General features: G+C 71.3%; 21 protein-coding genes. 9 read left to right on the forward strand and 12 right to left on the reverse strand.

The window, feature by feature from the left end; all coding sequences use genetic code 11:
* The first annotated feature begins 90 nt into the window (after positions 1-90).
* Positions 91-501, forward strand: coding sequence for a DUF3817 domain-containing protein (locus Q8791_RS17980; protein ID WP_330092882.1), 411 nt, complete (start codon positions 91-93; stop codon positions 499-501).
* Here the strand turns inward: Q8791_RS17980 and Q8791_RS17985 are convergent.
* The 5 genes from Q8791_RS17985 to Q8791_RS18005 form a co-directional block, all read right to left on the reverse strand.
* Positions 477-1,265: an SURF1 family protein gene (locus Q8791_RS17985; RefSeq protein ID WP_330092883.1), complete on the reverse strand. Its 789-nt coding sequence runs from the start codon at positions 1,263-1,265 to the stop codon at positions 477-479. The genes Q8791_RS17980 and Q8791_RS17985 overlap by 25 nt on opposite strands.
* 595 nt (positions 1,266-1,860) lie before the next feature.
* Positions 1,861-2,250, reverse strand: a complete 390-nt coding sequence (locus tag Q8791_RS17990; RefSeq protein ID WP_330092884.1) for a hypothetical protein — start codon at positions 2,248-2,250, stop codon at positions 1,861-1,863.
* A gap of 81 nt (positions 2,251-2,331) precedes the next feature.
* Positions 2,332-3,633 (reverse strand): helix-turn-helix domain-containing protein, encoded by a 1,302-nt coding sequence (locus Q8791_RS17995; protein ID WP_330092885.1) that lies wholly within the window; start codon positions 3,631-3,633, stop codon positions 2,332-2,334.
* 1,499 nt (positions 3,634-5,132) lie between these two features.
* Positions 5,133-5,435: a hypothetical protein gene (locus Q8791_RS18000; protein ID WP_330092886.1), complete on the reverse strand. Its 303-nt coding sequence runs from the start codon at positions 5,433-5,435 to the stop codon at positions 5,133-5,135.
* A 102-nt stretch (positions 5,436-5,537) separates the two neighbouring features.
* Complete coding sequence (locus Q8791_RS18005) at positions 5,538-5,813, reverse strand: hypothetical protein (RefSeq protein WP_330092887.1); 276 nt, start codon at positions 5,811-5,813, stop codon at positions 5,538-5,540.
* 282 nt (positions 5,814-6,095) lie between these two features.
* On the opposite strand from Q8791_RS18005, the gene Q8791_RS18010 reads away from it, so the two are divergent.
* On the forward strand, positions 6,096-7,274 hold the full coding sequence (locus tag Q8791_RS18010) for a helix-turn-helix transcriptional regulator (protein ID WP_330092888.1): 1,179 nt from the start codon (positions 6,096-6,098) through the stop codon (positions 7,272-7,274).
* Positions 7,275-7,605: 331 nt separating this feature from the next.
* Here the strand turns inward: Q8791_RS18010 and Q8791_RS18015 are convergent, their stop codons facing one another.
* On the reverse strand, positions 7,606-8,139 hold the full coding sequence (locus Q8791_RS18015) for a DinB family protein (RefSeq protein WP_330092889.1): 534 nt from the start codon (positions 8,137-8,139) through the stop codon (positions 7,606-7,608).
* A 154-nt stretch (positions 8,140-8,293) separates the two neighbouring features.
* On the opposite strand from Q8791_RS18015, the gene Q8791_RS18020 reads away from it, so the two are divergent.
* Positions 8,294-9,061 (forward strand): alpha/beta fold hydrolase, encoded by a 768-nt coding sequence (locus tag Q8791_RS18020; protein ID WP_330092890.1) that lies wholly within the window; start codon positions 8,294-8,296, stop codon positions 9,059-9,061.
* A gap of 51 nt (positions 9,062-9,112) precedes the next feature.
* Here the strand turns inward: Q8791_RS18020 and Q8791_RS18025 are convergent, their stop codons facing one another.
* Positions 9,113-9,520, reverse strand: a complete 408-nt coding sequence (locus Q8791_RS18025; protein ID WP_330092891.1) for a VOC family protein — start codon at positions 9,518-9,520, stop codon at positions 9,113-9,115.
* A 122-nt stretch (positions 9,521-9,642) separates the two neighbouring features.
* Complete coding sequence (locus Q8791_RS18030) at positions 9,643-10,305, reverse strand: class II aldolase/adducin family protein (RefSeq protein WP_330092892.1); 663 nt, start codon at positions 10,303-10,305, stop codon at positions 9,643-9,645.
* Positions 10,306-10,626: 321 nt separating this feature from the next.
* On the opposite strand from Q8791_RS18030, the gene Q8791_RS18035 reads away from it, so the two are divergent.
* From Q8791_RS18035 to Q8791_RS18060, 6 genes are all read left to right on the forward strand, one after another.
* A complete protein-coding gene (locus tag Q8791_RS18035) occupies positions 10,627-12,153 on the forward strand; it encodes an aldehyde dehydrogenase family protein (protein ID WP_330092893.1) in 1,527 nt (508 codons plus the stop codon).
* Positions 12,154-12,342: 189 nt separating this feature from the next.
* Entirely contained in the window at positions 12,343-13,917 is a 1,575-nt protein-coding gene (locus Q8791_RS18040) for a GMC family oxidoreductase (protein WP_330092894.1), read from the forward strand.
* On the forward strand, positions 13,914-15,155 hold the full coding sequence (locus tag Q8791_RS18045; protein WP_330092895.1) for a quaternary amine ABC transporter ATP-binding protein: 1,242 nt from the start codon (positions 13,914-13,916) through the stop codon (positions 15,153-15,155). Before Q8791_RS18040 ends, Q8791_RS18045 begins: the two co-directional genes overlap by 4 nt.
* Before the next feature lies 1 nt (position 15,156).
* The gene (locus Q8791_RS18050) at positions 15,157-17,121 is read left to right on the forward strand and encodes an ABC transporter permease (RefSeq protein WP_330092896.1); all 1,965 of its coding nucleotides are present in this window, start codon (positions 15,157-15,159) and stop codon (positions 17,119-17,121) included.
* 127 nt (positions 17,122-17,248) lie between these two features.
* Complete coding sequence (locus tag Q8791_RS18055) at positions 17,249-18,190, forward strand: glycine betaine ABC transporter substrate-binding protein (RefSeq protein ID WP_330092932.1); 942 nt, start codon at positions 17,249-17,251, stop codon at positions 18,188-18,190.
* A 241-nt stretch (positions 18,191-18,431) separates the two neighbouring features.
* Entirely contained in the window at positions 18,432-20,363 is a 1,932-nt protein-coding gene (locus Q8791_RS18060; RefSeq protein ID WP_330092897.1) for an endonuclease/exonuclease/phosphatase family protein, read from the forward strand.
* Between the two features lie 3 nt (positions 20,364-20,366).
* Here Q8791_RS18060 and Q8791_RS18065 read toward each other — a convergent pair whose 3' ends face one another.
* From Q8791_RS18065 to purQ, 4 genes are all read right to left on the reverse strand, one after another.
* Positions 20,367-20,606 carry a hypothetical protein gene (locus Q8791_RS18065; protein ID WP_330092898.1) on the reverse strand — a complete coding sequence of 80 codons (240 nt, stop codon included), beginning with the start codon at positions 20,604-20,606 and terminating at the stop codon, positions 20,367-20,369.
* Positions 20,607-21,063: 457 nt separating this feature from the next.
* Positions 21,064-23,358 (reverse strand): phosphoribosylformylglycinamidine synthase subunit PurL, encoded by a 2,295-nt coding sequence (gene purL / locus Q8791_RS18070; protein ID WP_330092899.1) that lies wholly within the window; start codon positions 23,356-23,358, stop codon positions 21,064-21,066.
* Between the two features lie 72 nt (positions 23,359-23,430).
* Positions 23,431-23,964, reverse strand: coding sequence for a hypothetical protein (locus Q8791_RS18075; protein ID WP_330092900.1), 534 nt, complete (start codon positions 23,962-23,964; stop codon positions 23,431-23,433).
* A 31-nt stretch (positions 23,965-23,995) separates the two neighbouring features.
* On the reverse strand, positions 23,996-24,691 hold the full coding sequence (purQ, locus tag Q8791_RS18080) for a phosphoribosylformylglycinamidine synthase subunit PurQ (RefSeq protein ID WP_330092901.1): 696 nt from the start codon (positions 24,689-24,691) through the stop codon (positions 23,996-23,998).
* Between the last annotated feature and the right edge of the window lie 52 nt (positions 24,692-24,743).

The raw sequence follows: 24,743 nt of genomic DNA on the forward strand, positions 1-24,743 counted from the left end.
GGGGGGCCGCTGTCCCGGACAGCGTTTAGCCTCGAGGAGGGACCCCGACCCTCCTCGGGGCGGAAGTCTTCTGAAGCGTGTGAGGTAGCGGTGGACAAGAGGCGTGTGTCGTTCGCGTTGTACAGGGTGCTCGCGTACGTGACCGGTGTTTTCCTGTTGGGGCTGACCTTCGTGGCCATGCCCGCCAAGTACCTGGTCGGTGAGACGGCCCGTTTCTCCCTGACGGCCGCGCCGCAGGGCTGGGAGCAGTGGTTCGGCCCCGAGTCGCCGCTGATGCTCTTCATCGCGATGCCGCACGGCTACATCTACATGGTGTACGTGTTCGCGGTGCTGTGGGTGGCGCTGGACCGGCGCTGGAGCGCGGCGCGCACGCTGGGCGTGGCCCTGGCGGGCACCGTCCCCGTGGTCGGTTTCGTGGTCGAGCACCGGGTGGTCAGGTCCGAGCAGGCCAAGGAGCGCGCCGCGGATGAGCGGGCTCAGGAGCCCGCGACCGCCGGCTGACCCTCCGCGCCCTCCCCGTCGGAGGCCCGTTCCCTCCGGGAGCGGGCCTCCGCCAGTTCCCGCCGCATGAGGATGATCCAGAAGACCACCGCGGAGACGCCGAACATCGCCCACTGCACCGTGTAGCTGAGGCTGCGCCAGTTGATCTTGACCTCGGTGGGCGGCTCGGGCGGCGGCACCGGGACCAGGGAGTCCGTGGCCGGGTCCTGCGCGGGCAGGGTGACGTAGCCCTCGTAGAGGGGGTGGTTCCACTCCTGGACCAGGACGGACGCGGCGATGCGCTCGACCTGCCCCTCGGAGACCTCGACGGGGACGACGCCCTCCGCGCCGACGGGCGGCAGCAGCCAGCCCGTGGCGGTGACCTCGCCGCCGGGGGCGTCGGGGATGTCCTGCCCCTCCTCGGCCCAGCCCCGGTTGACGGTGACGGCGCTGCCGTCCGCGGTGACCAGCGGGAGGATGACGTCGTGGCCGGAGACGCCGTCCACGACCCGGGGCACCAGGAGCTGGGCGCCGGTGTCGTAGTGGCCGGTGGCCTCGACCGCCTGGTTCGCGAAGGACTCCGGGTGCATGTACTCGCCCGGTTCCAACAGGTCGGCGACGGGGCGGGCGGTCGCGAGGTCCTCGACCGGGTTGGTGATGACCTCCCGGTCGGGTTCGAAGGCGCGGACGAACTGCCACGAGGTGCCTGCGACGCACACGAGGACGACGAGCAGGGCGACCAGGTGGATGCCGAGCCAGCGAGGGCTGAGGAGCGGTGATCTCACCGGTCCAGGCTATGCGCGGTTCCCGGGGGCGCCGTCATGACCCCTGGTTGACGAAGATCCGGAGCCCTTGGCGCGGGGCCTGCACAGCGATGACGATCACTTTAAGTAGTTTCTCGTGACTGAGGGTTGTTCTTCGAGGTTGGGGTGGGTAGTGTCTTCAACAACGCGGAACGACAAGATCGATCCGCGGCAGACCTTACAGGCCGCGACTCCCGGGGGGAGGAGTTGCTGGCCGCTTCCCAGGCGAGGGTTGCTTCCGTACTTTGAGGGGGGATGCGGGAGCGACCCTCGCCACCTTTTTCCGGGGGCGGGTCCACCAGGCGGTGGACCCGCCCCCGTCGTGTGTCCGACCGGGCCCCGGGGGTGTCGCGATACTTGCCGGTCAACGGTTCAACCCTCGACCGTCACCATGTGGGAGGCGGGAAGCCCGCCGGGCTGTCGTCGGGGCGTGGTGGTTCACGGTGCTCTCCTCGCTGTTCAGGTGCGGGCGGGACGGCGCGTGCGCGTTTACGGGGAAGCGGAGCGCCCCGTGGGAAATCGGGCTCGGGGTCGCGGGTGGTGCGTGGCGCGGTGAGCCGGACGAACTCCTCGAAGGTCACGGCGTGCCCTTCCAGGTCTGCTGCCCCCACGTGCCGGGGTGGAGCATCTTCGCTTCGAGAACGCCGGCGCTTTCCTCCATGAGGGTCGGCTCCACCCCGGCGACCAGGGCGGTCGCCATCCAGTACCGGGGGGTCCGCCACACCTTCCACCGGCCCGCGTGCTCCTTTCGGAGCCGGTCGAGCTCGTGCGCCTCCAGGGAGTCGAGGAGTTCGGGCGGGGTCGGCGCGGACACGGTCACGTCCCCGCGCGTCGCCTGCCAAGGGCCGGGTGTGTCTCCGGCGCGGTCGCGGCTGATCTCCCATGAGGGGTGGTCGGCCGCGACGATCTCGATCACGGACGGATGGACGCGTCGGGACGGCGCCTCGTCCGTGTGTCGGTCGGTCATCATCGCTCACCTCGGGGGTTGTGTGAGGACGACGCTACGACTCGTGACACCAGGGGGAGGACACAGTTTGTCCCCCCATGATCACGCGGTGAGCAGTCCCATCCTGTCGGCCAGTTCGGACGCCCGTCGTTGGCGCCGCCCGTCGCGCTCGTCCAGCTCTTCCAAGATGATCCGGCGCGCGTACCCGTTGTAGCGGATGGTCTCCGGTGCGGCCTCGTTCGCCGCTTCCAGGACGGAGAGGGCGACGTCCGGCTGTGCGTCGAGGTAGTAGGCGCGTGCTTGTTCGATCTCGTGCCGAGCCCGCCTCGGACGGGACGGGATCGCCGCTGACACGGTGCGGTCGGCCTGCCGGACCGATTCACCCCCCGCTCGCAGCTCCACGGCGATCGTGACCGCGTGGGCTCCCATGATGGCCCGCGAGAAGCTGGTGACCGGGTGGTAGTACGTGCCGGGAAGCCGGTCGGCGACGGAGTTCGCGGCATCCCACCGCCCCCATGCCGCGCCGGTCTCTCCGCGCCGTGCGGCCGTGTACCCGTCCTCGAAGAGCATGGCGCCGTGGATCGCTGCGACGGAGGTGGTCGCCCCATCGGAGTGCCGGGTCAACAACTCCAGGGTGTGCGAGGTGACCACGTCAGCAGCGTCCCAGTCTCCGGCATCCCTGTGTGCCTGTGCCATCAGCCAGGACGCGACGCCGATCGCGTGCAGGTCTCCGGAGTCCTGGGCAGCGATCATGCCGCGCTCGGCGACCCGCCAGAGGAGGTCTTGCGCGGGCTGGTAGGCGATGAAGAACTGTGAGAGCGCGTAGACCTCGGCGAGTACGGCTTGCGCCGCTCGGCGCTCCGCGCGGGAGTCCGCCTGATGCGCTGCGAGTTGTGAGTCGCCGATCAGGTCGGGAAGGAGTTGGCCGAGAACCTCGCGGTGACGGGGGCTGCTGTGCCTCGTCGCCCAGGCTTGGTCGAGACGCGCCCGCAGGTGCCCCACCGGTGGTGCGGCGCGGCTGGTGAGCACGGGCATCGCGTTGACGGCGGAGCGGACGGCGGGAAGACGGGCGTGGCCGGGGCCGGTGAACAGGCTGATGGGAATGGACTGGTCGCCGGTGAGTTGCGCGAGGTCCCGCACACGCAGGGCCTCGGCAAGGCGTAGGAGCATGGAGAGCTTGGGGGCCTGGAGGCGTCCGGCCTCCACGGCTTTCACCCACGAACCGGACTTGCCGACGAGGCCGGCGAGGACGTCGCGAGTCATGCCCCGCCGTGTTCGCTGCACCTTCAGCCGTTGCCCGAATGTGAGCCCTGGGTCGTCAGGCACGGGGGTGGGCTCTGGCATGTCGGGCCTCGTCTTCCTGAGTCGGTCGCACTTCTCAGAGTAGGGCGGGGCCTTCGTCATGTCAGGGGGTTGCCGTTCGGCACGACGAAGCCGCTTGCAGCGGAAGGGGCGCCGGAGCTGACCACCAGCTCAGAGGCCCCCGCCGCTGGTACTTCACTGGATACCGCTGCCTGAGTATCAAGGTGTGCCGGGAAGCTCCCGGACGTGTCAGGGGTGGTGTCCTACCCGTCCCCACCTGCGCCTGGTGGTATCCGGATGCTCCCCGTTCCGCCGGCTGCACGGGTTGCGGGAGCGACCCTCGCCACCTTTTTCCGGGGGCGGGTCCACCAGGCGGTGAACCCGCCCCCGTCGTGTGTCCGCCCTGTCTGTTCCGTCCACAGGAGTGGTGCCCAGCGGACGCTGGCGGAACGGGAGGTTCCCGTTGGGATAGTGGTGCTGGTGGGATGGGTGCGCGTGAAGCGAGGCGGTTCCCTGTGCTCGGCACTGTTGACCAGGCCGGAGGCGCCATTGGGGATGATGCGGACAGCGCGGACGGACCCAAGCGTGACTTCTCTGCCAACGAGGAGCCTGAACGACCCAAGACGCCGTGCGGCTCATGCAGTCGACCGCACTGGTCGATAACCGGCTCACCGTACTGCCACACGGGCAGAACGTCTTAAGTCAGTGAGAGGCGCGAGGGTGGTCGGGCAAGTTCATAGTGGATTTGGCCCAAGATAAGCGCAAGTCTGGCGTTGCTACTAACATGAAATTTGCGACAGTAGTCAGCGCTAATTAGCGCTTAGTACGTGCGAAGATGTAGCATCAGTGATGCCAAGCGACAGTTGGCCAAGTGGTAGTTGGCCTACTGCAGGGGTGGGAGTAAGTCTACCTTTCTGTAAGCGTTGGTTGTATGAGCGGTGAGGTCCGAGGGGTCGGCTAGAACACAACGGACCTCACCACCTGGCCCCGGCCCCTGTCATTGAGGCCAGGGGTCGGGCTAGCCTCGCAGCCAGTCGCTCAACAAGCGAACCAGCAGTTCGAAGCACCTCCATGCTTCAGGGCGGCGCAACCAACCGTCATCTTTCCTCGAAACCACAGTTTTCCCTTCGCGACCGGGAGGGTTGGGAATGCCAATGGCTCCCGGCGACCATCGGCGGCCGCACGTGGTCGCCAATCAGTCGGAGCTCTGTGTTCGAGGGTGCGATCAGGCTACCGCCATATGGGACTTGTGTGGGATCTCTGATCACATTCGAGCTGTGCCAGGGTCCATATATGAGTGCTGTAGACATTCAGACTTGTGCAGATCTGAACAAGGTTGCTGCGAAGCTTCGCGGACATTTCGTTAGAAATCGGTCATGGGTGCGAAGCTGCCGCGAAGTTCTATAGTGTTTTAGATCACACATGCTTTTAAGGGAAAGGTCGACCGGTCGACCCTGTCCTACGCGCGCGCACGCGCGCGAGGCGCCCCGCTCGGTCGCCCCCTCACCCTCGCGCGTGTGGGCGGTCGTGCCCTCCTTGACCGGGCCAACGCCAAACGCGCGCCGGAACTCTGCCCCTGCGAGGGTCCGGCGCGCGTGCGGCTATTGGGTTGGGTGGTCGAAGGGAGCGCCCACGCGTGGTCCCGGGCTCTCCAGTGCGGCCACGAAGTGGGTCAAGTTGTCTTCGATGATGGTCGGCGCGGTTTCCGTGGCGGGGTCGACGTCCGTTGCTATCCACAGACGTCCGCTGCGCCGGATGACGTACTTGTGGCCGTAGCGCGCTCGCAGAGCGACGACGGCCGGGGCGAAGCTGTCAGGCGAGATGGCCTCGAAGGCCTTCGCCCACTCGATCGCAGCTACCTGATCAGCTGTGGGGTCTGGCGGACCGCTGCCCGTGCCGGTCATGTCGAAACCGCCAGATCCATCGACACCGCGAAGTCGGGAAGGGGCCGGTCCGCACGGGCGGATCCCCGCCACTGTGCGGCAGTACCCGAACCAGATACCCATCTATACGCAGCCGGGATCGGCTTCGCTGTCCCGGGGCTCGTAGAACCGACGCCATGGGTCGGGCAGTGGGTTGCCCGCCATCACCCAGTCGTGTAAGGCCTGAAACGCCGCGTCGGCGCTCTCAAGGTGCGCGCGTAGCTGCGCCTTGGTGGACCTGCTCTCGGGTCGGTCCCGGAGCTTCCCGGACACATCGTCGAAGAGTTCGTCCGCGCGTTCCTCCGCTGTCTCCGGCGGGAACGGGTCGACGAGACGGTAGACGCGGTTCTCATTCGGCATGGTCACTGTCCTTTCTGGGCGCTGCGACGGGGGAGCGGAACGGGGAGGGCCGGATACACCCGGGGGACCCTGCTCGCCCGAGGCTGTGTCAGACGCGCCAGGTCCGCCAACGTCGTCACGCTGTGCCGTACTGCGGGCGCTGGCCGTTCGGCTGCGGGGTCCCCGCCGTGGGGGCTGCTGGAAGCCATGGATCCATGCTTCGTCTCGGAAGCGGCCCTACGGGAGGCGACCAGTGGTGACTACTCTGGAAGTCACCGGTCACCAGTGACATGGAGCGCCCCCATGACCGATTTCTCCCAGCGCGTCCGGGAGGCCCTACGGGACGAGGGTCTGTCCGTCCGGGGAGCGGCACGCGCCACCAACTACGACCACGGCTATCTCGTGCGCGTTCTGGGCGGCAAACAGGCTCCGTCGCCGAAACTGGCCGCTGCCCTAGACGACCTGCTAGGCGCTGGCGGAAAGCTCGCAGAACTCGCCAGTGTCCCCGAACCGCGCATGCCCGTGTCCTCCCTGGCTCTGCCGACACTGGCGCCCGACCGTGAGCTCTACGAGCGTCTGACGGCCGTCGTGGAGACTCCCCGGCGCGTCGACGCGCACGCCGTCGAGTGGCTGGAGAGGTGCCTCGCCGAGCACCGGCGAGCGGAGGACACGCTCGGCAGCGGACCGGTCGTCGGCGTGGTTCGCGCCCAGTTGGCCACCGTCACCGAACTCGGCCGCGAAGCGCGAACGGACGTCCGTGACCGGCTGGTCTCCCTCGCTGCCCAGTACGGGCAGTTCATGGCGTGGCTGTGCAACGACCAGGGTGACAAGGCGTCCGCGCTCGCCTGGTACGACCGGGCGCACGGATGGGCCATGGAGGCGGCCGACGCGAACATGGCGGCGACGACTCTCTCCATGAAGGCGCACATCGCGTGGAGCGTCGGTGACGGTCCCGGCTGTGTCCGGCTGGGCGAGGCGGCGCGCTGGCACAACGGCCGGACCACGCCGGGAATCGCTGGTATGGCCGCGCAGATGCAGGCGCGCGGACACGCCCTGCTGGTCGAGCCGGACGCCGCACGCCGGTCGCTCGACGAAGCCGAGACGCTCATCCGGGGTGCGTCCGAGCGTCCCGAAGACGAACCGGACTGGATGTACTTCTATGGGGACACCTGGTTCCTCGCCCAGCGCGGCATGGTCGAACTCGACCTACGCAACGGGGAGGGTGCCGTGGACATGCTGACCCGTGCGCTCGACGGACTTCCAGAGCACTACCGGCGCGACCGGGCGTGGTACCGCGCCTGTCTGGCCAAGGCGCACACGGTTGCCGGGGACCTCGACGCGGCGGTCGGCGTAGCGACGGACACGGCCGGTGACGCGCTGGCGGTCAACGCCTACGCGGTCGACGAACTGCGGGACATCGCCGCTACGGTCACCAGGCGCGCGCCACGCACCGGCCGGGACCTGGTCGACGCCCTGCGGTAGGAACGGCAACGGGACGGCGGGGCACCCGAGCCGTTTCCAGCTCAGAGGCCCCGCCGCTGGTACTTCACCGGATACCGCTGCCTGAGTATCAAGGTGTGCCGGGAAGCTCCCGGACGTGTCAGGGGTGGTGCCCTACTCGTCCTCACCTGGACCTGGTGGTATCCGGATGCTCCCCGTCCAGCTGGCCGCACGGGATGCGGGAGCGACCCTCGCCACCTTTTTCCGGGGGCGGGTCCACCAGGCGGTGGACCCGCCCCCGTCGTGTGTCCGCCCAGGCTCCGGGGGTGTCGCCGACGGACCGCCCGCGCCGGTCGGCGGGGCGGGGCCGGAGTCAGCCCATCGTCCTCTGCCCGTCCAGGCACTCCCGGATGATGTCGGCGTGGCCGCTGTGCTGCGCGGTCTCGCGGATGATGTGCAGCAGCGCGTCGCGCGCCGACCACGAGGCCTCCTCCTGGAACCACGGAGCGGGCGGGAGACGGTGGGAGACCTCCAGGTCGGGCAGTTCGGCCACGAGCCTCTCCGTCTCCTCGGCCACCCGGGCGTAGTCCTCCAGGGCGCCGGCCAGGGTCTCGCCGTCCAGCAGCCGGAAGCTGTCCGCCTGCTCCTGCCAGGTGGACGGGTCCTCGTAGTCCGAGGAGATGGACGGGGCGCCCTCGCGGATGAAGGCGACCCAGTTGCGCTCCGTCTGCGTCACGTGCTTGACCAGGCCTCCGAGGGTCAGCTCGCTCACCGTGGTGCGGCGCGCGGCCTGCTCGTCGTCCAGCCCCCGGAGCGTGAACCGGAGGAAGTCGCGCTGCTCCCCCAGGGACCGCAGGAGGGTCGCGCGCTCGGCGTCCAGGGCCGTCTCCGTCGTCGCCACCATCATGACCACCGCTTTCCGTTGCTCCGAAGCTCGTGGTCACGACCCTACGAAGCGTGCAGGTCAGTTACTGTCCTCCACTCCACGCGGCGGTCCGGGCTTTCCTGGAACGTCCGGGAGGGCACCGGATAACCTGGCGTTCTGGCGACTCGGAGGTTCCATGGCCTTGATCCCGCTCCAGTACCGACTCGACGGACCCGGGCACGCGCCCGTCGTGCTGCTCGTGCCGCCCTTCGGCACGACGATGTCGGTCTGGGAACCGCAGATGCCGGCGCTCACCCGCAACCGCCGGGTCCTGCGGGTCAACCACCGGGGGCACGGCTCCTCCCCGGCCCCCGCGGGGCCGTACACGGTGGCGGACCTCGCCCTCGACCTGCTCGGCGTCCTGGAGGACCGCGGGGTCCAGAGGGTGTCGGCCGTCGGCGCGGGCCTGGGTGCCTCGCTGCTGGTCTGGATCGCGGCGAACTCGCCGCGGAGCCTGGACCGCCTGGCGCTGCTCGCGGCGGCGCCGCGCACGCCCGCCACGCACCGGTGGGACCGGATCGCCTCGCGTGTGCGGGAGGTCGGGCTGGAGTCGGTGGCCGCCGACGTGGCCCGGCCCTGGTTCACACCCGACATGGTCGAGGACCGGCCGGAGGTCGTGGCCAGGTTCACCGAGGACTTCGGCAGGCTCGACCCGGGCGGGTTCGCCTCGGTGTGCGACGCGGTCGCGAAGGTGGACCAGCGGCACCTGGCCGCCGCAGTGCGGGTGCCGACCCTGGTCGCGTCGGCCGCCCACGACCCGCTGCTGCCGCCCGGCCACGGCCGCAGGCTCGCCGACGGGATCGCCGATGCCCGGTTCGAGGTGGTCGACGGCGCCGCGCACCTTCTCGGGGTGGAGCGCGCGGACCGGGTCAACGAGCTGCTGGTGGAGCACCTGGGTCGCTGAGGGGCCGGGCCGGGGAGCCCGCGGGGGCCGGGGGCGCGGAGGTTGCCGGGGTCAGGCGCCGATGTCCCGTACCAGGGGCTGGTTGATCTCCAGCAGGTAGCCGTCGGGGTCGCGGAAGTGGGCCGCGCGCACCCCCCACGCCGTCCAGTTCCGCGGCTCCATCACCTGGCGGGCGCCGTCCGCGACCAGCTTGGCGGCGGTCGCGTCGACGTCGTCCACCTGGAAGACGACGGCGAGCCGGTCCTGGTGGGGGAGGGCGGGGTCGGCGGTGTCGGTCTCCAGGGCCTCGGCCATCACCTCGCGCTGGTTGATGGCGAGTCTGGTCCCCGACTCCACGTCGAACTCGGCGTAGCGGCCCGTCTCGTCCCCCCACAGGACGGGGAGGTGGAGCACGTCGGAGTAGAAGCGGAAGCAGGCCTCGAAGTCGTTGACGAGGAGCCTGATGTAGCTGCAGCGCATGGGGTCTCCCACCGGCAGGGGTCGGTCGTCCAGACCATTGTGGCGTTTCCGGGTGGAGTGTCACCGAGTATCCGTACCTGGTTCGCACGCGTCCGCCACCCCGGTTTCCGCGGGTGCGGCGGCTACCAGATGTCGGGGCCGGCCCACCCGTAGGCGTCGCGTCGGCGCACCTGGGCCAGCTCGTCCTCGGAGAGCACGCGGGGCTCGCCGATCTGGCGGGCCCTGACGTACGCCGCGCACAGCCAGTCGAGGAGGCGGAGGTTCTCCAGGGCGTGGGTGAGGTCGCGGCCCAGGGCGAGTCCGCCGTGGTGGGCGAGCAGGGCGGCGTCGCGGCCCTTGAGGGCCTTGGCCGCGAAGTCGCCGATCTCGCCGCCGCCGTAGGTCGTGTAGGGGGTCACGGCGATCGCCCCGCCCAGGGAGGCGGCGCGGTGGTGGATCGGCGGCAGTTCGGCGAGCACGGAGGACACCGCGACGGTGTCGGCGGTGAACGCGTTCACGACGGCCGTCACGTCGCGCCCGCCCTCCACGGCGCGGCGGTGCACGGCCATGTGCAGGGTGGCCTCGGCCGCGGGGTCGCGGAGGCCCTCCAGGACCCGGTCGTCGAGCGACATCACCGGGCAGTCGGCGGGCTGGATCTGGTCGAGGGGGACCCCGTGCGGCGTGACCACCACGAGGTCGCCGCTGCGGACGCTGACGGTTCCCGACTCACCGGGGGCGGAACCGGAGCCGCCGGCGAGGGCGCGGGCGGTCAGGCAGACATCGCGGCGTTCCTGTTCGAGCAGCATGCTTCCTCAAGGGTTGCGCGGTCGGGCGCGGCTCCGGGCGGGCCGTGTGGTGAGAGCGCCGAGGTGCGGACGAACCCACTTAGGTACACCTAAATGTACGTCAAAGACTCGGCCCGGTATTCCCCAGGTGCGAGTGTTCTCCGGAGGAGCTGTCGTCACTCAGCGTAGTTTTCTGCCTGCGTGTGACGTGAGGTGTGCCGATGACCGCTCCGGCGGACGGAGGAGTTCTTCCGGTCCAGTAGGGGTTGTGGGGACGTTGTGACGTGCGCGTCTTATGAGACGAGGCTGTTTGTGACTACCGATCTTGGGCAAACCGGACCCGTGAACGAACCCTACGTAACCCTGCCGTCCGTCCCGTACCTGTCCGAACCGGGCTCGGCGACGGCCACCAGCCTGTACATCGACGGCGAGTGGCGGGCGGCGAGGAACGGCCGGGTCCGGGAGATCCTGGACCCCGCGGACGCCTCCGTCCTGACCATCGTCAGCGAGGGCGGACGCGCCGACGCCGAGGACGCCATCGCCGCGGCGAGGCGCGCCTTCGACACCGGAGAGTGGCGCAGCACCTCCGCCGAGGAGCGGGGAGCCGTCCTCGGCCGCATCGCCGACCTGCTTCAGCGCGACCGCGCGGACATCGCGGTCATGGAGTCGCTCGACACCGGCAAGACCATCGAGGAGGGCGGGATCGACGTCGACGACGTCACCAACGTCTTCCGCTACTACGCCGGTCTCGCCGACAAGGACGCCGGCCGCCTCGTGTCCGCGCCCGAAGGGGTGCACAGCAAGGTCGTCTACGAACCCGTCGGCGTCTGCGGCATGATCACCCCCTGGAACTACCCGCTGCTCCAGCTCGCCTGGAAGATGGCGCCGGCCATCGCCGCGGGCAACACCATGGTGGTCAAGCCCAGCGAGATCACCCCCGTCACCACCGCCAAGCTGGTCGAGCTCACCACCGAGGCGGGCATCCCCGCCGGCGTGGTCAACCTGGTCACCGGCAGCGGCCCCGACGCGGGCGCCCCGCTCTCCGAGCACCCCGACGTCGACCTGGTCTCCTTCACCGGCGGCCTGGCCACCGGCAGGCGGATCATGGCGGCGGCCTCCGAGACGGTCAAGAAGATCGCCCTCGAACTGGGCGGCAAGAACCCCAACATCATCTTCCCGGACGTGGACCTGGACACCGCCGTGGACTACGCGCTCAGCGCCGCGTTCTTCCACTCCGGACAGGTGTGCTCCGCCGGTGCGCGGCTCATCGTGCACAACGACATCCACGACGCCTTCACCACCGAACTCGCCCGCCGCGCCGACGCCATCCGCATCGGCAGGGGCCAGGACGAGGGGGTGCGCTGCGGCCCGCTGGTCTCGGCCGAGCACCGCGCCAAGGTCGAGGCCGCCGTCGCGCGCGGCGTCGAGGAGGGCGCCCGGATCATCGCCGGGGGCAGGCGGCCGGACGATCCCCGCCTCGCCGACGGCTACTTCTACCGCCCCACCGTGTTCGTGGACTGCGACCGGTCCATGGACATCGTCCAGACCGAGGTGTTCGGCCCGGTCGTCACCGTGGAGCGGTTCGAGACCGAGGCCCAGGCGGTCGAGCTCGGCAACGACACCGACTACGGGCTCTCCGGCGGCGTGTGGACCGACGACACCGGCCGCGGCGAGCGCGTCGCGGCGGCCCTGCGCCACGGCACCGTCTGGATCAACGACTACGGCCCCTACTTCCCCGGCGCGGAGTGGGGCGGCTTCGGCCGCAGCGGCGTCGGCAGGGAGCTGGGCCTGGCGGGACTGGACGAGTACCGCGAGGCCAAGCACGTCTACCGCAACCTGGCGCCCGAACCGCAGCGCTGGTTCGGCTGAGGACACCCGGCCCCGGGCCCCGGCGGACCGGGGCCCGGACGCCCGTCGGCGCGGTTCCGTCCTCCGCGCCGACGGGCCCTCCACCACCTCCGCGGGCCCCCACTCCGCGACTGCACCACGACAGAACCCACCAAGGTCGGTCTCCCTCCGGCATCCCCTGGGCTGAAGACAACGAGAGGAACGCAGACCGTGGCCACAACCGAATCCACCTTCGACTACGTGATCGTGGGCGGAGGCACAGCGGGCTCGGTGATCGCGAACCGCCTCACCGAGGACCCCGGCACCACCGTGTGCCTCATCGAGGGCGGGCCGGACGACCGCGACCTGGAGCACGTGCTCCGCCTCCGCGACTGGCTGAGCGTCCTCGGCGGCGACCTCGACATGCAGTACACGACCGTCGAGCAGCCGCGCGGCAACTCCCACATCCTGCACTCCCGGGCCCGCGTGCTCGGCGGGTGCTCCTCGCACAACACGCTCATCAGCTTCCGGCCGTTCGCCGAGGACCTGGACGACTGGGTCGCGGCGGGGGCCGAGGGCTGGGACAACGCCACCGTGCAGGCCTACGCCGACCGCATCAAGTGCAACATCGTCCCGATCGCGGAGAAGGACCGCAACGCCATGGTCAAGGACTGGGTGTCCTCGGCCGCCGAGGCCGCGGACGTGCCGGTCGTCCGGGACTTCAACGCGCTCACCTCCCACGGAGGCGGCTTCGTCGAGGGCGCGGGGTTCCTGTCCATCGCCTACGACCCCTACACCGGGTACCGCTCGTCGGCGTCGGTGGCCTACCTGCACCCGATCATGGACGTGCGCGAGAACCTCACCGTCATGCTGGAGACCTGGGTCGACCGGCTGCTCCTCGACGGCGACCGGGCCACCGGTGTGAGCGCCACGTCCGCGGACGGCACCCGCGTCACCGTGAACGCGCGCCGCGAGGTCGTCCTGTCCGCCGGGGCGATCGACACGCCCCGCCTGCTCATGCTCTCCGGCATCGGGAACGCCGAGGAACTGCGCGCCGTCGGCGTCGAGCCCCGCCACGACCTGCCGGGCGTCGGCGAGAACCTGCTCGACCACCCCGAGTCGATCATCATGTGGGAGACCGCCAGGCCGGTCCCGCAGAACACGGTCATGGACTCGGACGCGGCCCTCTTCGTCCGGCGCGACGACACCGACCCCCGACCCGACCTGATGTTCCACATCTACCAGATCCCCTTCGACGACAACACGAAGCGGCTGGGCTACGAGTCACCACCCGACGGGTACGCGGTGTGCATGACGCCGAACATCCCCCGTTCGCGCTCACGCGGCAAGCTCTCCCTCACCAGCGCCGACCCCGCGGTCAAGCCCGCCCTGGACTTCCGGTACTTCACCGACCCCGAGGGGTACGACGAGAAGACCGTCGTGGACGGCCTGAAGATCGCCCGCGAGGTGGCCGCCACCGAGCCGTTCCGCTCCTGGATCAAACGCGAGGTCGCCCCCGGCCCCGAGGTCAGGACCGACGAGCAGCTCTCCGAGTACGGACGCCGCGCCGCCCACACGGTGTACCACCCGGCGGGCACGTGCCGCATGGGAGCTGCCGCCGACGACACCGCCGTGGTCGATCCGCGCCTGCGCGTGCGCGGTCTGCGCGGGCTCCGTGTCGCCGACGCGTCGGTGTTCCCGACCCTCCCGACCCCCAACCCCATGGTCATGGTCCTGGCGCTCGGTGAGCGCGCAGCCGATCTGATCCGCGAGGACGGTTCGGCCGAGAGCGAGGAGAGCCGATGAGTACGCAGGCAGCAGAGGGGGCCGTCCCACCGGCGGGCTCCTCCGACGTCACCTTCTCGGTGCGCCACCTGTGGAAGATCTTCGGGAAGAACGCCGACAACGTGATCGGCACCGACCTGGAGCACGCGGACCGCGACCGCATCAGGGACGAGACCGGCTGCACCGTGGCGGTGCGCGACGTGTCCTTCGACGTGCGGCCCGGGGAGACCTTCGTGGTCATGGGCCTGTCCGGATCGGGCAAGTCCACGCTGATCCGGTGCCTGACCCGGCTGATCGAGCCCACGTTCGGCGAGGTGATCCTCGACGGCGAGAACATCGGCGAGGCCGAGCCGCACCGCCTGCGCGAGCTCCGCCGCCACAAGATGGCGATGGTCTTCCAGCACTTCGGGCTGCTGCCCAACCGCAGGATCATCGACAACGTGGCCTACGGGCTGGAGGTGCGGGGGATGTCGCGCACCGACCGCTACGCGCGGGCACGCGAGATGATCGACATGGTCGGCCTGAGCGGCTACGAGTACTCCCGGCCCGGCGAACTCTCCGGCGGCATGCAGCAGCGGGTCGGCCTGGCCCGCGCACTCGCCGTCGAACCGCAGGTGCTGCTGTTCGACGAGCCCTTCAGCGCCCTCGACCCGCTGATCCGCCGGGACATGCAGAACGAGGTGCTGCGGCTCAAGGAGGAACTGGACAAGACGTCCGTGTTCATCACGCACGACCTCCAGGAGGCGCTCAAACTGGGCGACCGCATCGCCATCATGCGCGACGGCGAACTCGTCCAGGTCGGCACCCCGGAGGAGGTGGTGGGGCGGCCCGCCAACGCCTACGTCGCCGACTTCACCTCCGACGTCGCCCGCACCACCGTGCTGACCGCCCGGTGGCTGGTGCGCGAGCCCTTCCCGGGGGAGCGCACGGACGGCCCGACCACCGAGCCCGGCACCGTCCTGGCCGAGGTCCTGCCGATGCTCGCCGCGAGCACCGCACCCGTCCGGGTCGTGGAGGGCGACACCCTCCTGGGCTACGTGGGCCGCGACGACGTGCTGCGCGCCATCGCCGAGGACCAGCTGGAGAACGCCGCGGCTGCCGCCGCGATCGAGGGGGAGACCTCGGAGGAGCTGTCCGACGAGGCCACCGACCCGGCGTCGGCCAGCCACGTCGCCGACTTCGGGGAGGCCGCCGAGCAGCAGGGCGACGGCGCGACCGGCGAACACGACGGTCCCGCCCCGGCCGGGAGCGGTGGGTGACATGGCCACTGTGACCGAACCCGGCGCAGGCACCGGGGCGCCCGCCTCCGGCGGCAGGGCGGAAGGCGAACCGTCCTTCCTCCGGAACACATGGGTGCAGGCACTCCTGGTCGTCGCCGTCCTCGTGGCCGGCTACTGGGTGACCCGCGCGCTGGGCAATCCCGCGTGGGCGGGCGCCTTCCCGACCGGGATCGGCGACGCCTTCATGGCGTGGCTCGACGGCGTGTACGGGTGGATCGTCGTCAACCGCAACGACAGCCCGATGTTCCTGTACTTCTTCAACTACGTGTCCGTGGGGCTGGGGTCGGCCGTCGTGCTGATCAACCAGTTCCTGGACTTCCTCACCTGGCCGGGCGTGACCGTCCTCGGCGTCCTCGCCGCCTGGCGGGTCGCCGGGTGGCGGGTGGCGATCCTGGTGCTCGTGACCTTCGGGGTCTTCGCGCTCACCGGGCTGTGGACCGAGTCGATGACCACCCTGGCGCTGATCATCACGTCCGTGTTCATCGCCCTGCTGTTCGGCATCCCGCTCGGCATCCTCGCCGGACGCAGCGAGAGGTTCTACCGGGGTATCCGCCCGGTGCTGGACTTCATGCAGATCATGCCCGCGTTCGCGTACCTGCTGCCGTTCGTGCTGCTGTTCGGCATCGGCAACCCGGCCGCAGCCGTGGTGACCGCCGTGTACGCGATCCCGCCCGCCGTCCGGATCACGGCGCTGGCGATCCGCGAGGTGCCCAAGGGCGCGGTCGAGGCGACGACGTCGCTGGGCTCGACGCCGTGGCAGGTGCTCACCAAGGTGCAGCTGCCCATGGCCAAGCGCACCATCCTGCTCGGCGTCAACCAGACCATCATGCTCGCCGTGTCCATGGTCGTGATCGCGTCGGTCATCGGCGCGGGCGGACTGGGCGACGCGATCTACCAGGCACTCGCCAAGGTGAACGTCGGCCAGGCGTTCCAGGCGGGCCTGGCGATCGTCATGCTCGCCATCGCCCTGGACCGGGTGACGGGCGCGGTCGGCCACGGCGCGCGCACCCCGCACGTCCCCGCGCCGTGGGGGCTGCCGCTCCTCGCCGGCGGGCTCCTCCTGACGGTCGCCGTGGTCGTGGTCGCACGGCTGATGGGGGTGGAGGGCTGGCCGCGCGAGGTCTCCGTCGACCTCGCCACCCCGGTCAACGCCGTCTACGACGCCATCCAGGGGGCGATCGGCTCCACCACCGCAGCCCTGGCCACGTGGACCCTCGACTGGGTGCTGAGCCCGTTGAGCGAGCTCCTGACCGGGTCGCCCTGGTGGCTGGTGACGCTCGCCGCGGCCGCCCTGGCGTGGATCTTCTCCGGATTCGGCGCGGGTCTCGTGTCCGGCGCGGCGTTCGTGGTGGTGGGCCTGCTGGGCGTGTGGAACAACGCCATGGACACGCTCTCGCAGGTGCTCGTGGCGGCCGTGCTCACCATCGCGCTCGGCGTGGTGGTCGGCGTGCTGATGTCCCGCAACGACGTGTTCGCCGCGATCCTCAAGCCGATCCTCGACGCCATGCAGACCCTGCCGCCGTTCGTGTACCTGATCCCGGCGGTGGCGCTGTTCACGATCGGCCGCGTGCCGGCTCTGGTGGCGGCGGTCATCTTCGCCCTGCCGGCGGTGATCCGCCTGGTCAACGACGGTATCCGGGGCGTACCGCCCGCCACGCTGGAGGCGGCCCGCTCCCAGGGGTCCACCAAGTGGCAGCTGCTCACCAAGGTGGAGCTGCCGATGGCGCGCGGCTCGCTGCTGCTCGCCGTCAACCAGGGGATCATCCTGGTGCTGTCCATGGTCGTGATGGGCGCCCTCGTGGGCGCCGGGTCGCTCGGCTTCGACGTGGTGTTCGGCCTGGCGCAGAACCAGCTCGGCCTCGGTCTGGCCTCGGGTCTGGCGATCGTCTGCCTCGGCCTGTTCCTGGACCGTCTGACGCAGGGAAGGAGGGCACCCCGTGCCTAGACAGTATTCGTGGGGCTCGTTCCTCGCCCGTGTCCGGGCGCCGTTCGTGCCCAGCACCCCGGGCGCTCCCCGAACCCGTACCCCGGGGCAGGGGCCGTCCGACGCTCCGGGCCGCAGGGGTCCCCTGGTGAGGGTCCTCGCGGTCGGCCTGGCCCTGGTGACGGTGAGCTCGTGCGCGGTGCGCACCGACCAGATCGCCCGGGACCCGGGCGTCGTCCGCATGGCCCTGAACGGCTGGGTGGGGTACGAGGCCAGCGCGGAGGTGCTGGCGTACATCCTCCGCACGGAGATGGGTTACGACGTCCAGCTGATCCGGACGGACGAGCAGCCGTCGTGGCAGGCCCTGGACCAGGGCGTGCTGGACGTGATCGTGGAGAACTGGGGCCACGACGACCTCATGGAGCTCTACGGACCGGACGGCAACGGCACCGTGGTCGACGGCGGCCCCAACGGCAACGTCGGCGGTATCGGCTGGTACATCCCCGGCTACGTGGCGGACGCGTACCCGGGGATCACCACGGCGGACGGGCTGAGGGAGCACACCGACATCTTCCGGACCGCCGAGACCGGGGAGAAGGGCGAGTTCCTCGGCGGCGCCCCCGGGTTCGTCACCCAGGACGAGGGGATGATCAACGCGTTCGACCTGGACCTGGAGATCGTCTTCGCGGGGTCGGAGGCCTCGCAGATCACCGAGGTGCGGCGGCGCTACGCCAACGAGGAGCCGGTGCTCTTCTACTTCTACGACCCGCAGTGGCTCCAGGAGGAACTGGAGCTGGTCCGCGTCGACTTCCCGCCGTGGAAGCCCGGGTGCGACGAGGACCTGGAGTGGATTCCCTGCGACTACCCGCAGTACCACATGAACAAGATCTTCCGGACCGGGTTCGTGGAGGCGGACGAACCCTCGTACCAGTTCCTCGACAACTGGACCTGGACCAACGGGCAGCAGAACGACGTCGCCCGGATGATCGCCGACGAGGGGCTCGACTCCGAGGAGGCCGCCGCGATCTGGGTGGAGGAGAACCGCGACGTCTGGGAGCCCTGGATCCCGGAGGGCGCCGCGGGCCGCTGACCCGCGCGTCCCGCTGCCGGGGCGCGGGCGGCCCCGCCCCGGCGGTGTCGTCCGCCCCCCGGACCGGCGTCCCTCCTGCCCCGGCGCCTCGAAGCCCCCGGCATCTACTCCGGCATCGATCCCGGCGCCGCTCCCGCCGACCCGCGGAAGGGCGGCGCCACACTGTGCGAACCCCGGCCGGCCCGGGGAAGATCCGCTCCACACCCCTTGCCCCGACGGGCGCAAGACATGAGAATCACTCATGTTCGTCGAGGAGCGGAGGGGCATGCGCCAGGACCGGCTCGCCACGGCAGTGGGAACGGTCCTGTTCCTGGACGCCCTCCGGGTGTTCCTCCCGTCGCTGATCACCCTGTTCGGACAGGCCGGTTCGACCAGCCCCGCACTGATGGGCGCGTACGCGCTGGCCTGGTTCCTGGCGCCGCTCCCCTTCGTGCTCCTCGCACGCCGGGTGCCGCCCGCGGCGACCGCGTTCGCCGCCGCGGGCCTCCTGGCGGCGGGCCGCCTGGGCCTCCAGGCGACCGACGGCGGGGACGCCCAGCTCTACGCCGCCTCCGCCACGGTCGGCGCCGGTACCGTCTGGCTGGCGTGCACCGCGGCGGCGACGGCCGTCGACGGGCGCCTGCGCGGCGCCGAGGTGATGGTCGGCGTGGTGGCGGGTGTCGCCGCGAGCGCGGTCGTCCACACCCTCGTCGGCACGGTCGACCTCGCGTGGCGGCCGGCCCCTGTGGCGTGGGGGCCGGTCGCCGCCGCGGTCGCCCTGTTCGTCCTGCTCCTCGTCCGGGTCCACCGCACCGGCCCCGCTCCGGCGCGTCCGGCACCGCCCCGCGCCTGGCTCGCCCTGGGCCCGCTCCTCTTCCTCGGCGGCCTGTACACGGCGAACCCCGCGGTCGGACAGACCCTCGCCGAATCGCCCCTGGGCGCCGCCGCGGTGTCCACCGGCGCCGTGCTGTCGGTCGCCGCCGCCCTGTACCCGCGCGCCCTCTCCGGCCGCCGGTGGGCGGCGCTCGCCGCCCTCCTGGCCGCCCTGCTCTGCCTCGGGTGGGCGCCCTCCTCCGGCGCGGGCGCCGTCCTCTCCACGGCGGCGCCGGTCGTCGGCCAGTTCGCCCTCGCCGCGTGCGCGGGATGGGCGGTACGCCCCGTCAGGTCGGAGGCGACGGCGACGCGCACCGGGCTGTGCGCCTCGGGGGGACTCCTGCTGCTGGTGGTCCTGGTCTTCGCGTTCTACGCCGCCTACGACCTGTACGCCCCCAACGGGTACGTCCCGTTCGTGGCACTGGCCGCCCTGGCGGCGGCCGTGGCCTCCCGCGGAGGGGCCACCGCGCGGCCCCGGGAGGTCCCGACGCGGCGCGCGCTCGCGGCCACCGCCGGAATCGGGGCCCTCACCCTGGCGACCACGGCCCTGCACCCCCTGGCCACGGCGCCCCCGCCCGCGGTCCACACCCGGGGGGAGGGCCTCCGGGTCGCCGCCTACAACGTGCGCATGGGCTACGGCATGGACGGCCGCCTCGCCGTCCGCGAACAGGCCGTCGCCCTGCGGGGACTGGCCCCCGACGTCGTCGTCCTCAGCGAGGTCGACCGGGGCTGGATGCTCAACGGCGGCCACGACGGGCTGTCCATGCTCGCCGCCGAACTCGGCATGACCGCCTACTGGGGCCCCGCGGACGGGCCGTTCTGGGGCGACGCCGTCCTCACCTCCCTGCCGGTCACCCGCCAGCGGGCCCACAGGCTCACGCCCAGCGGACCCACGGGGGCGCAGGCCCTGGAGGTGACCGTGGACTGGGAGGGCACCGCCGTCACGGTCGTCTCCACCCACGTGCAGCCCCGGGACTACGGCTTCGGGGACGACGGCTCACGGCAGCAGTTGCGCGACATCGCGCGGATCGCCCTCGACGCGGGGGAGCGGGGCACCCCCGTCGTGGTCGCCGGGGACCTCAACGTCGAACCGGACAACCCCGCCTGGGCCCTGCTCACCGAGCACGGCCTGGCCGACGCGTTCGACGACGTGCGGCCGTTCCCCACCCTTCCCGGTGGGACCGGCTCCGACCAGCAGATCGACCACGTCCTGCACACGGGGGACCTGCAGGCGGGCGACCCCGCCAACCCGGACGTGCCGCACTCCGACCACCGCCCGGTGGCCGTCACCCTCACCCCGGTCCCCGGCGCCGCGGACTGACCGTCAGCGGCGCGGTCGCTCGTACCTCAGGCGCCGACTGACCCAGTACACGTTCACACAGGTGCCGACGAGCCCGGCGCCGAGCAGGACGACCAGCCACGCCTCGGCGTTCCAGGCGAACGCCAGGACCAGGCCGACCAGCATCACCAGGACGCCGAACACGGCCAGGACCAGCCGGAACCCCAACGCGCTCGCCGGGCGCTCGGGGCTGCCGAGCGGTCCCTTCAACCTGCCCCGCCGCATGCGGAACCACCTCCTCCCCCCAGTCCTACCCCAGGCTCCCGGGGCGGCCCCACCGGTCCCGCCCCACCGCCACCGGCCCTGCACGCCTGCCAACCGAAGGGAACGTCAGTCACTCTCGGACAGCGCATGACATCGCCGGTCATCCTGCGCCCGGGACGGGACTGCGCTCACTCGACGCCCTGCACGTGTCCTGTGCGCTGGAACCGGGCCCGGCACTGACAGGGTTCGTGACCTATGACAAGCAGCTGGCCGAGGCGGCCGAGGCGGCCGAAGCGGCCGGCCTCCCCGTCGTGTCGCCGTCCCCCTGACAGGAGCGGGCCGCACCCCGGACGGGACGCGGCCCTGTGCTCCGCAGGGGCGGCGGGCTCCCGGGAAGGGGCACGGCCGAGGACGGGACACGGCTGAGACGCGGAAGCGGGGACGCCCCGGAGGGCGTCCCCGCTTCGCGGAACCGTGACTACACGCCGCTCATCAGGGCGGGCAGGGTCCCCTCGTAGGACTCGCGGAGCTCGGCCAGCGGGATCTCCACGGTGCCGCCGGGGTGCGTGACCGACAGGGACTCGCCGCCCACCATGCCGATCTGCTCGACGGGCACACCGTGCGCGGCGGCGAGCGCGACGAACGCCTCCTCCTCGCCCGGCTTCACCGCGACGACCGCACGGGCGCCGGACTCGCTGAACAGGGCCGTGAACGCGTCGCCGCCCACGGTCACCCGCACGCCGAGGCCGCCGCGCAGCGCCGACTCGGCGAGCGCGACCCCCAGGCCGCCGTCCGACAGGTCGTGCGCGGCGTCGGCCAGCCCCCGCTCGGCGGCGGTGGCCAGCACCTCGCCCAGCGCGGCCTCGGCGGCCAGGTCCACCTGGGGCGGGAGCCCGCCCAGGTGGGCGTGGATCGTGTCGGCCCACGCCGAACCGCCGAACTCGGGCCGGGTCTCGCCCAGCAGGAACACCCGCGTGCCCTCGGAGGCGAAGGCGGTCCGCAGCCGGGTGCGGACGTCGTCGATCACGCCGAGCACGCCGATGACCGGCGTCGGGTTGATCGCCACGTCGCCCGTCTGGTTGTAGAAGCTCACGTTGCCGCCGGTCACCGGGGTGCCCAGCTGGAGGCAGGCGTCGGCCAGCCCGCGGGTGGACTCGGCGAACTGCCACATCACCCCGGAGTCCTCAGGCGAACCGAAGTTGAGGCAGTTGGTCACGGCCAGCGGGCGGGCGCCCGTCGCCGCGACGTTGCGGTAGGCCTCCGCGTACGCCAGCTGCGTGCCCGTGTACGGGTCGAGGCGGGTGAAGCGGCCGTTGCCGTCGGTGGACAGGGCCACGCCCCGGTGCGAGTCGTCGGCGATGCGGATCATCCCGGCGTCGTGGGGGGTGGACACCACGGTGTCGCCGCGCACGTAGCTGTCGTACTGCTGGGTGACCCAGCTCGGGTCGCCCACGCCCGGGGCGCCCAGGACGCGCAGCAGCTGTCCGCGCAGCTCGGCGTCGGTTCCGGGGCGGTCCAGCCGGGCGGCGTCGTCGGCCTGCAGCGCGTCCTGCGAGGCGGGGCGCGCGTACGGGCGCTCGTAGACGGGGCCCTCGTCCGAGGCGGTCCGGGGCGGCATGTCCACCACGGTCTCGCCGTGCCAGGTCATCACGAGGCGACCGCCGCGCGCGGCCTCCTCCGCCGTGACGTCGGTGACCTCGCCGATCTCGGTCGCCAGGATCTGCCACTTGTCGCAGACGGCCAGGAACGCCTCCATCTTCGACGGCTCGACGATCGCCATCATGCGCTCCTGCGACTCGCTCATGAGGATCTCCTCGGGAGTGAGCCGGTGGTCGCGCAGCGGAACGCGGTCCAGCTGGATGTTCATGCCGCCGGTGCCGCCCGCCGCGAGCTCGGTGGTGGCACAGGAGACGCCCGCCGCACCCAGGTCCTGGATGCCGACGACCATGTCCTTCTCGAACAGCTCCAGGCTGCACTCGATGAGGAGCTTCTCCATGAACGGGTCGCCGACCTGCACGCTCGGCCGCTTGGTGTGCGACTCGTCGTCGAAGGTGGCGCTGGCCAGCACCGAGGCGCCGCCGATCCCGTCGGGGCCGGTCGTGGAGCCGAACAGGACGACCTTGTTGCCCGGGCCCGGCGCCTGCGCCAGCTTGATGTCCTCGTGCCGCATCACACCGACGCACAGGGCGTTGACCAGCGGGTTGCCGATGTAGCCGGCGCCGAAGCCGATCTCACCGCCGATGTTGGGCAGGCCCAGGCAGTTGCCGTAGAAGGAGATGCCGGACACCACGCCGGGCAGGACCCGCTTGGTGTCGTCGGCGTCCGCGGGGCCGAACCGCAGCGCGTCCATGACCGCGACGGGCCGGGCGCCCATGGTCAGGATGTCGCGGACGATGCCGCCCACGCCGGTGGCCGCGCCCTGGTGCGGCTCCACGTACGACGGGTGGTTGTGCGACTCGATCTTGAACGTGACCGCACGGCCGTCGCCGACGTCCACCACGCCCGCGTTCTCGCCCATGCCGACGAGGAGGGCGTCGTTCTCGGGAGCCTTCTCGCCGAACTGGCGCAGGTGGACCTTGGACGACTTGTACGAGCAGTGCTCGCTCCACATGACCGAGTAGATGGCCAGCTCGGCGGCGGTCGGCCGGCGCCCCAGGATCTCCCTGACCCGCTCGTACTCGTCCTTGGCCATGCCCAGCTCGGCGTACGGCTGCGGGGTGTCCGGGTTCTCGTGCGCCACGGCGACGGTGTCGAGACCAGGTACTTCAGACATGCGTGGTTCCGTTCGGGATGTGCGGATGTGAGCCGAGCCGTGGCGTCCGCCGACCGGCGCGGAAGGTCGTGGTCAGGGGGTGGCGGTGACCTCGCCCGCGTTGCCGAGCATCAGCATCGCGGGGGCGTCGGCCGCATCGTGCGAGGAGGTGTCGGCCAGCAGGTGGTCGCCGTCGGTGAGGAAGGAACGGCCCTCGGGCGCGCCCTGGGCGGCCTCCTCCTCCCACCCGCGTTCGGTGAGGTGGGAGAGGACCGCCTCGGCGGTGTCGCGGGAGTCCTCGGGCAGCTCGCCGCCCTCGGTGAGGACCATCACGAGGCGGACGCACTCGTTCTGCTCGCAGTACACGTCCGCCTCCGGGTCGGAGACGTAGGACAGGCCCGCCGGGGCCTGGCCGAGCACGTCCACCTCCGGCGGGGCGGCGGGGGACGGGCCCCCGCCCTGTCCGCCCTGCCCCTCCTGTCCCTGCCCCTGGGGAGGGGCGGCGGGAGAGGTGGGGGCGGAGCCGATCGCGTTGAACAGGCCGAGTCCCGCCGAGACCACCAGGCCGACGATGACCACCGAGGCGAGGATGAACATCGTCCTGCGGGAGCGCAGCAGTGCCATCATCGCGGGGATCGTCTCCTGTTCGGGGTGCGGGTCAGGCGTTCACCGGCGAACCGGCGGCCATGTGGCTGAGGATCGAGGTGAAGAAGCCGAGCCCTTCCGTGGAGGGGCCGGTGAGCGCCTCGACGGCGTGCTCGGGGTGCGGCATCAGACCGACGACGTTCCCGTGCTCGTTGGTGATCCCGGCGATGCCCCGGCGGGAGCCGTTCGGGTTGCCGCCGACGTAGCGGACGACGACGCGGCCGGCGGACTCCAGCTCGTCCAGGGTCGCCTCGTCGGCGACGTAGCTGCCCTCACCGCTCTTGAGGACGACCAGGACCTCCTGGCCCTCGGCGTAGTCGCCGGTCCAGGCGGTGCCGGTGTTCTCGACCCGGAGCACCTGGTCGCGGTTGACGAACCGCAGCGAGGAGTTGCGGGTGAGCGCCCCGGGGAGCAGGTGGCTCTCGCAGAGGATCTGGAAGCCGTTGCAGATGCCGAGGACCGGCAGTGCGCCCGAACGGGCGGCCGGGACCAGTTCGGACATCAGCGGCGCGAACCGGGCGATCGCCCCGCAGCGCAGGTAGTCGCCGTAGGAGAAGCCGCCGGGCAGGACGACCGCGTCCACGCCCCTGAGGTCGGCGTCCGCGTGCCAGAGCGACACGGGTTCGGCACCCGCCAGCGCGACGGCGCGCGCGGCGTCCTTGTCGTCGAGGGAGCCGGGGAAGGTGACGACGCCCACACGGGCTGTCATGAGCACACTCCGAGAGGTTGGGATCCGTCCCCGCGTACGCGGGGAGCGTTCG

The organism is Nocardiopsis codii, assembly GCF_036327455.1.
GTDB classification, from domain to species: Bacteria; Actinomycetota; Actinomycetes; order Streptosporangiales; family Streptosporangiaceae; genus Nocardiopsis; species Nocardiopsis codii.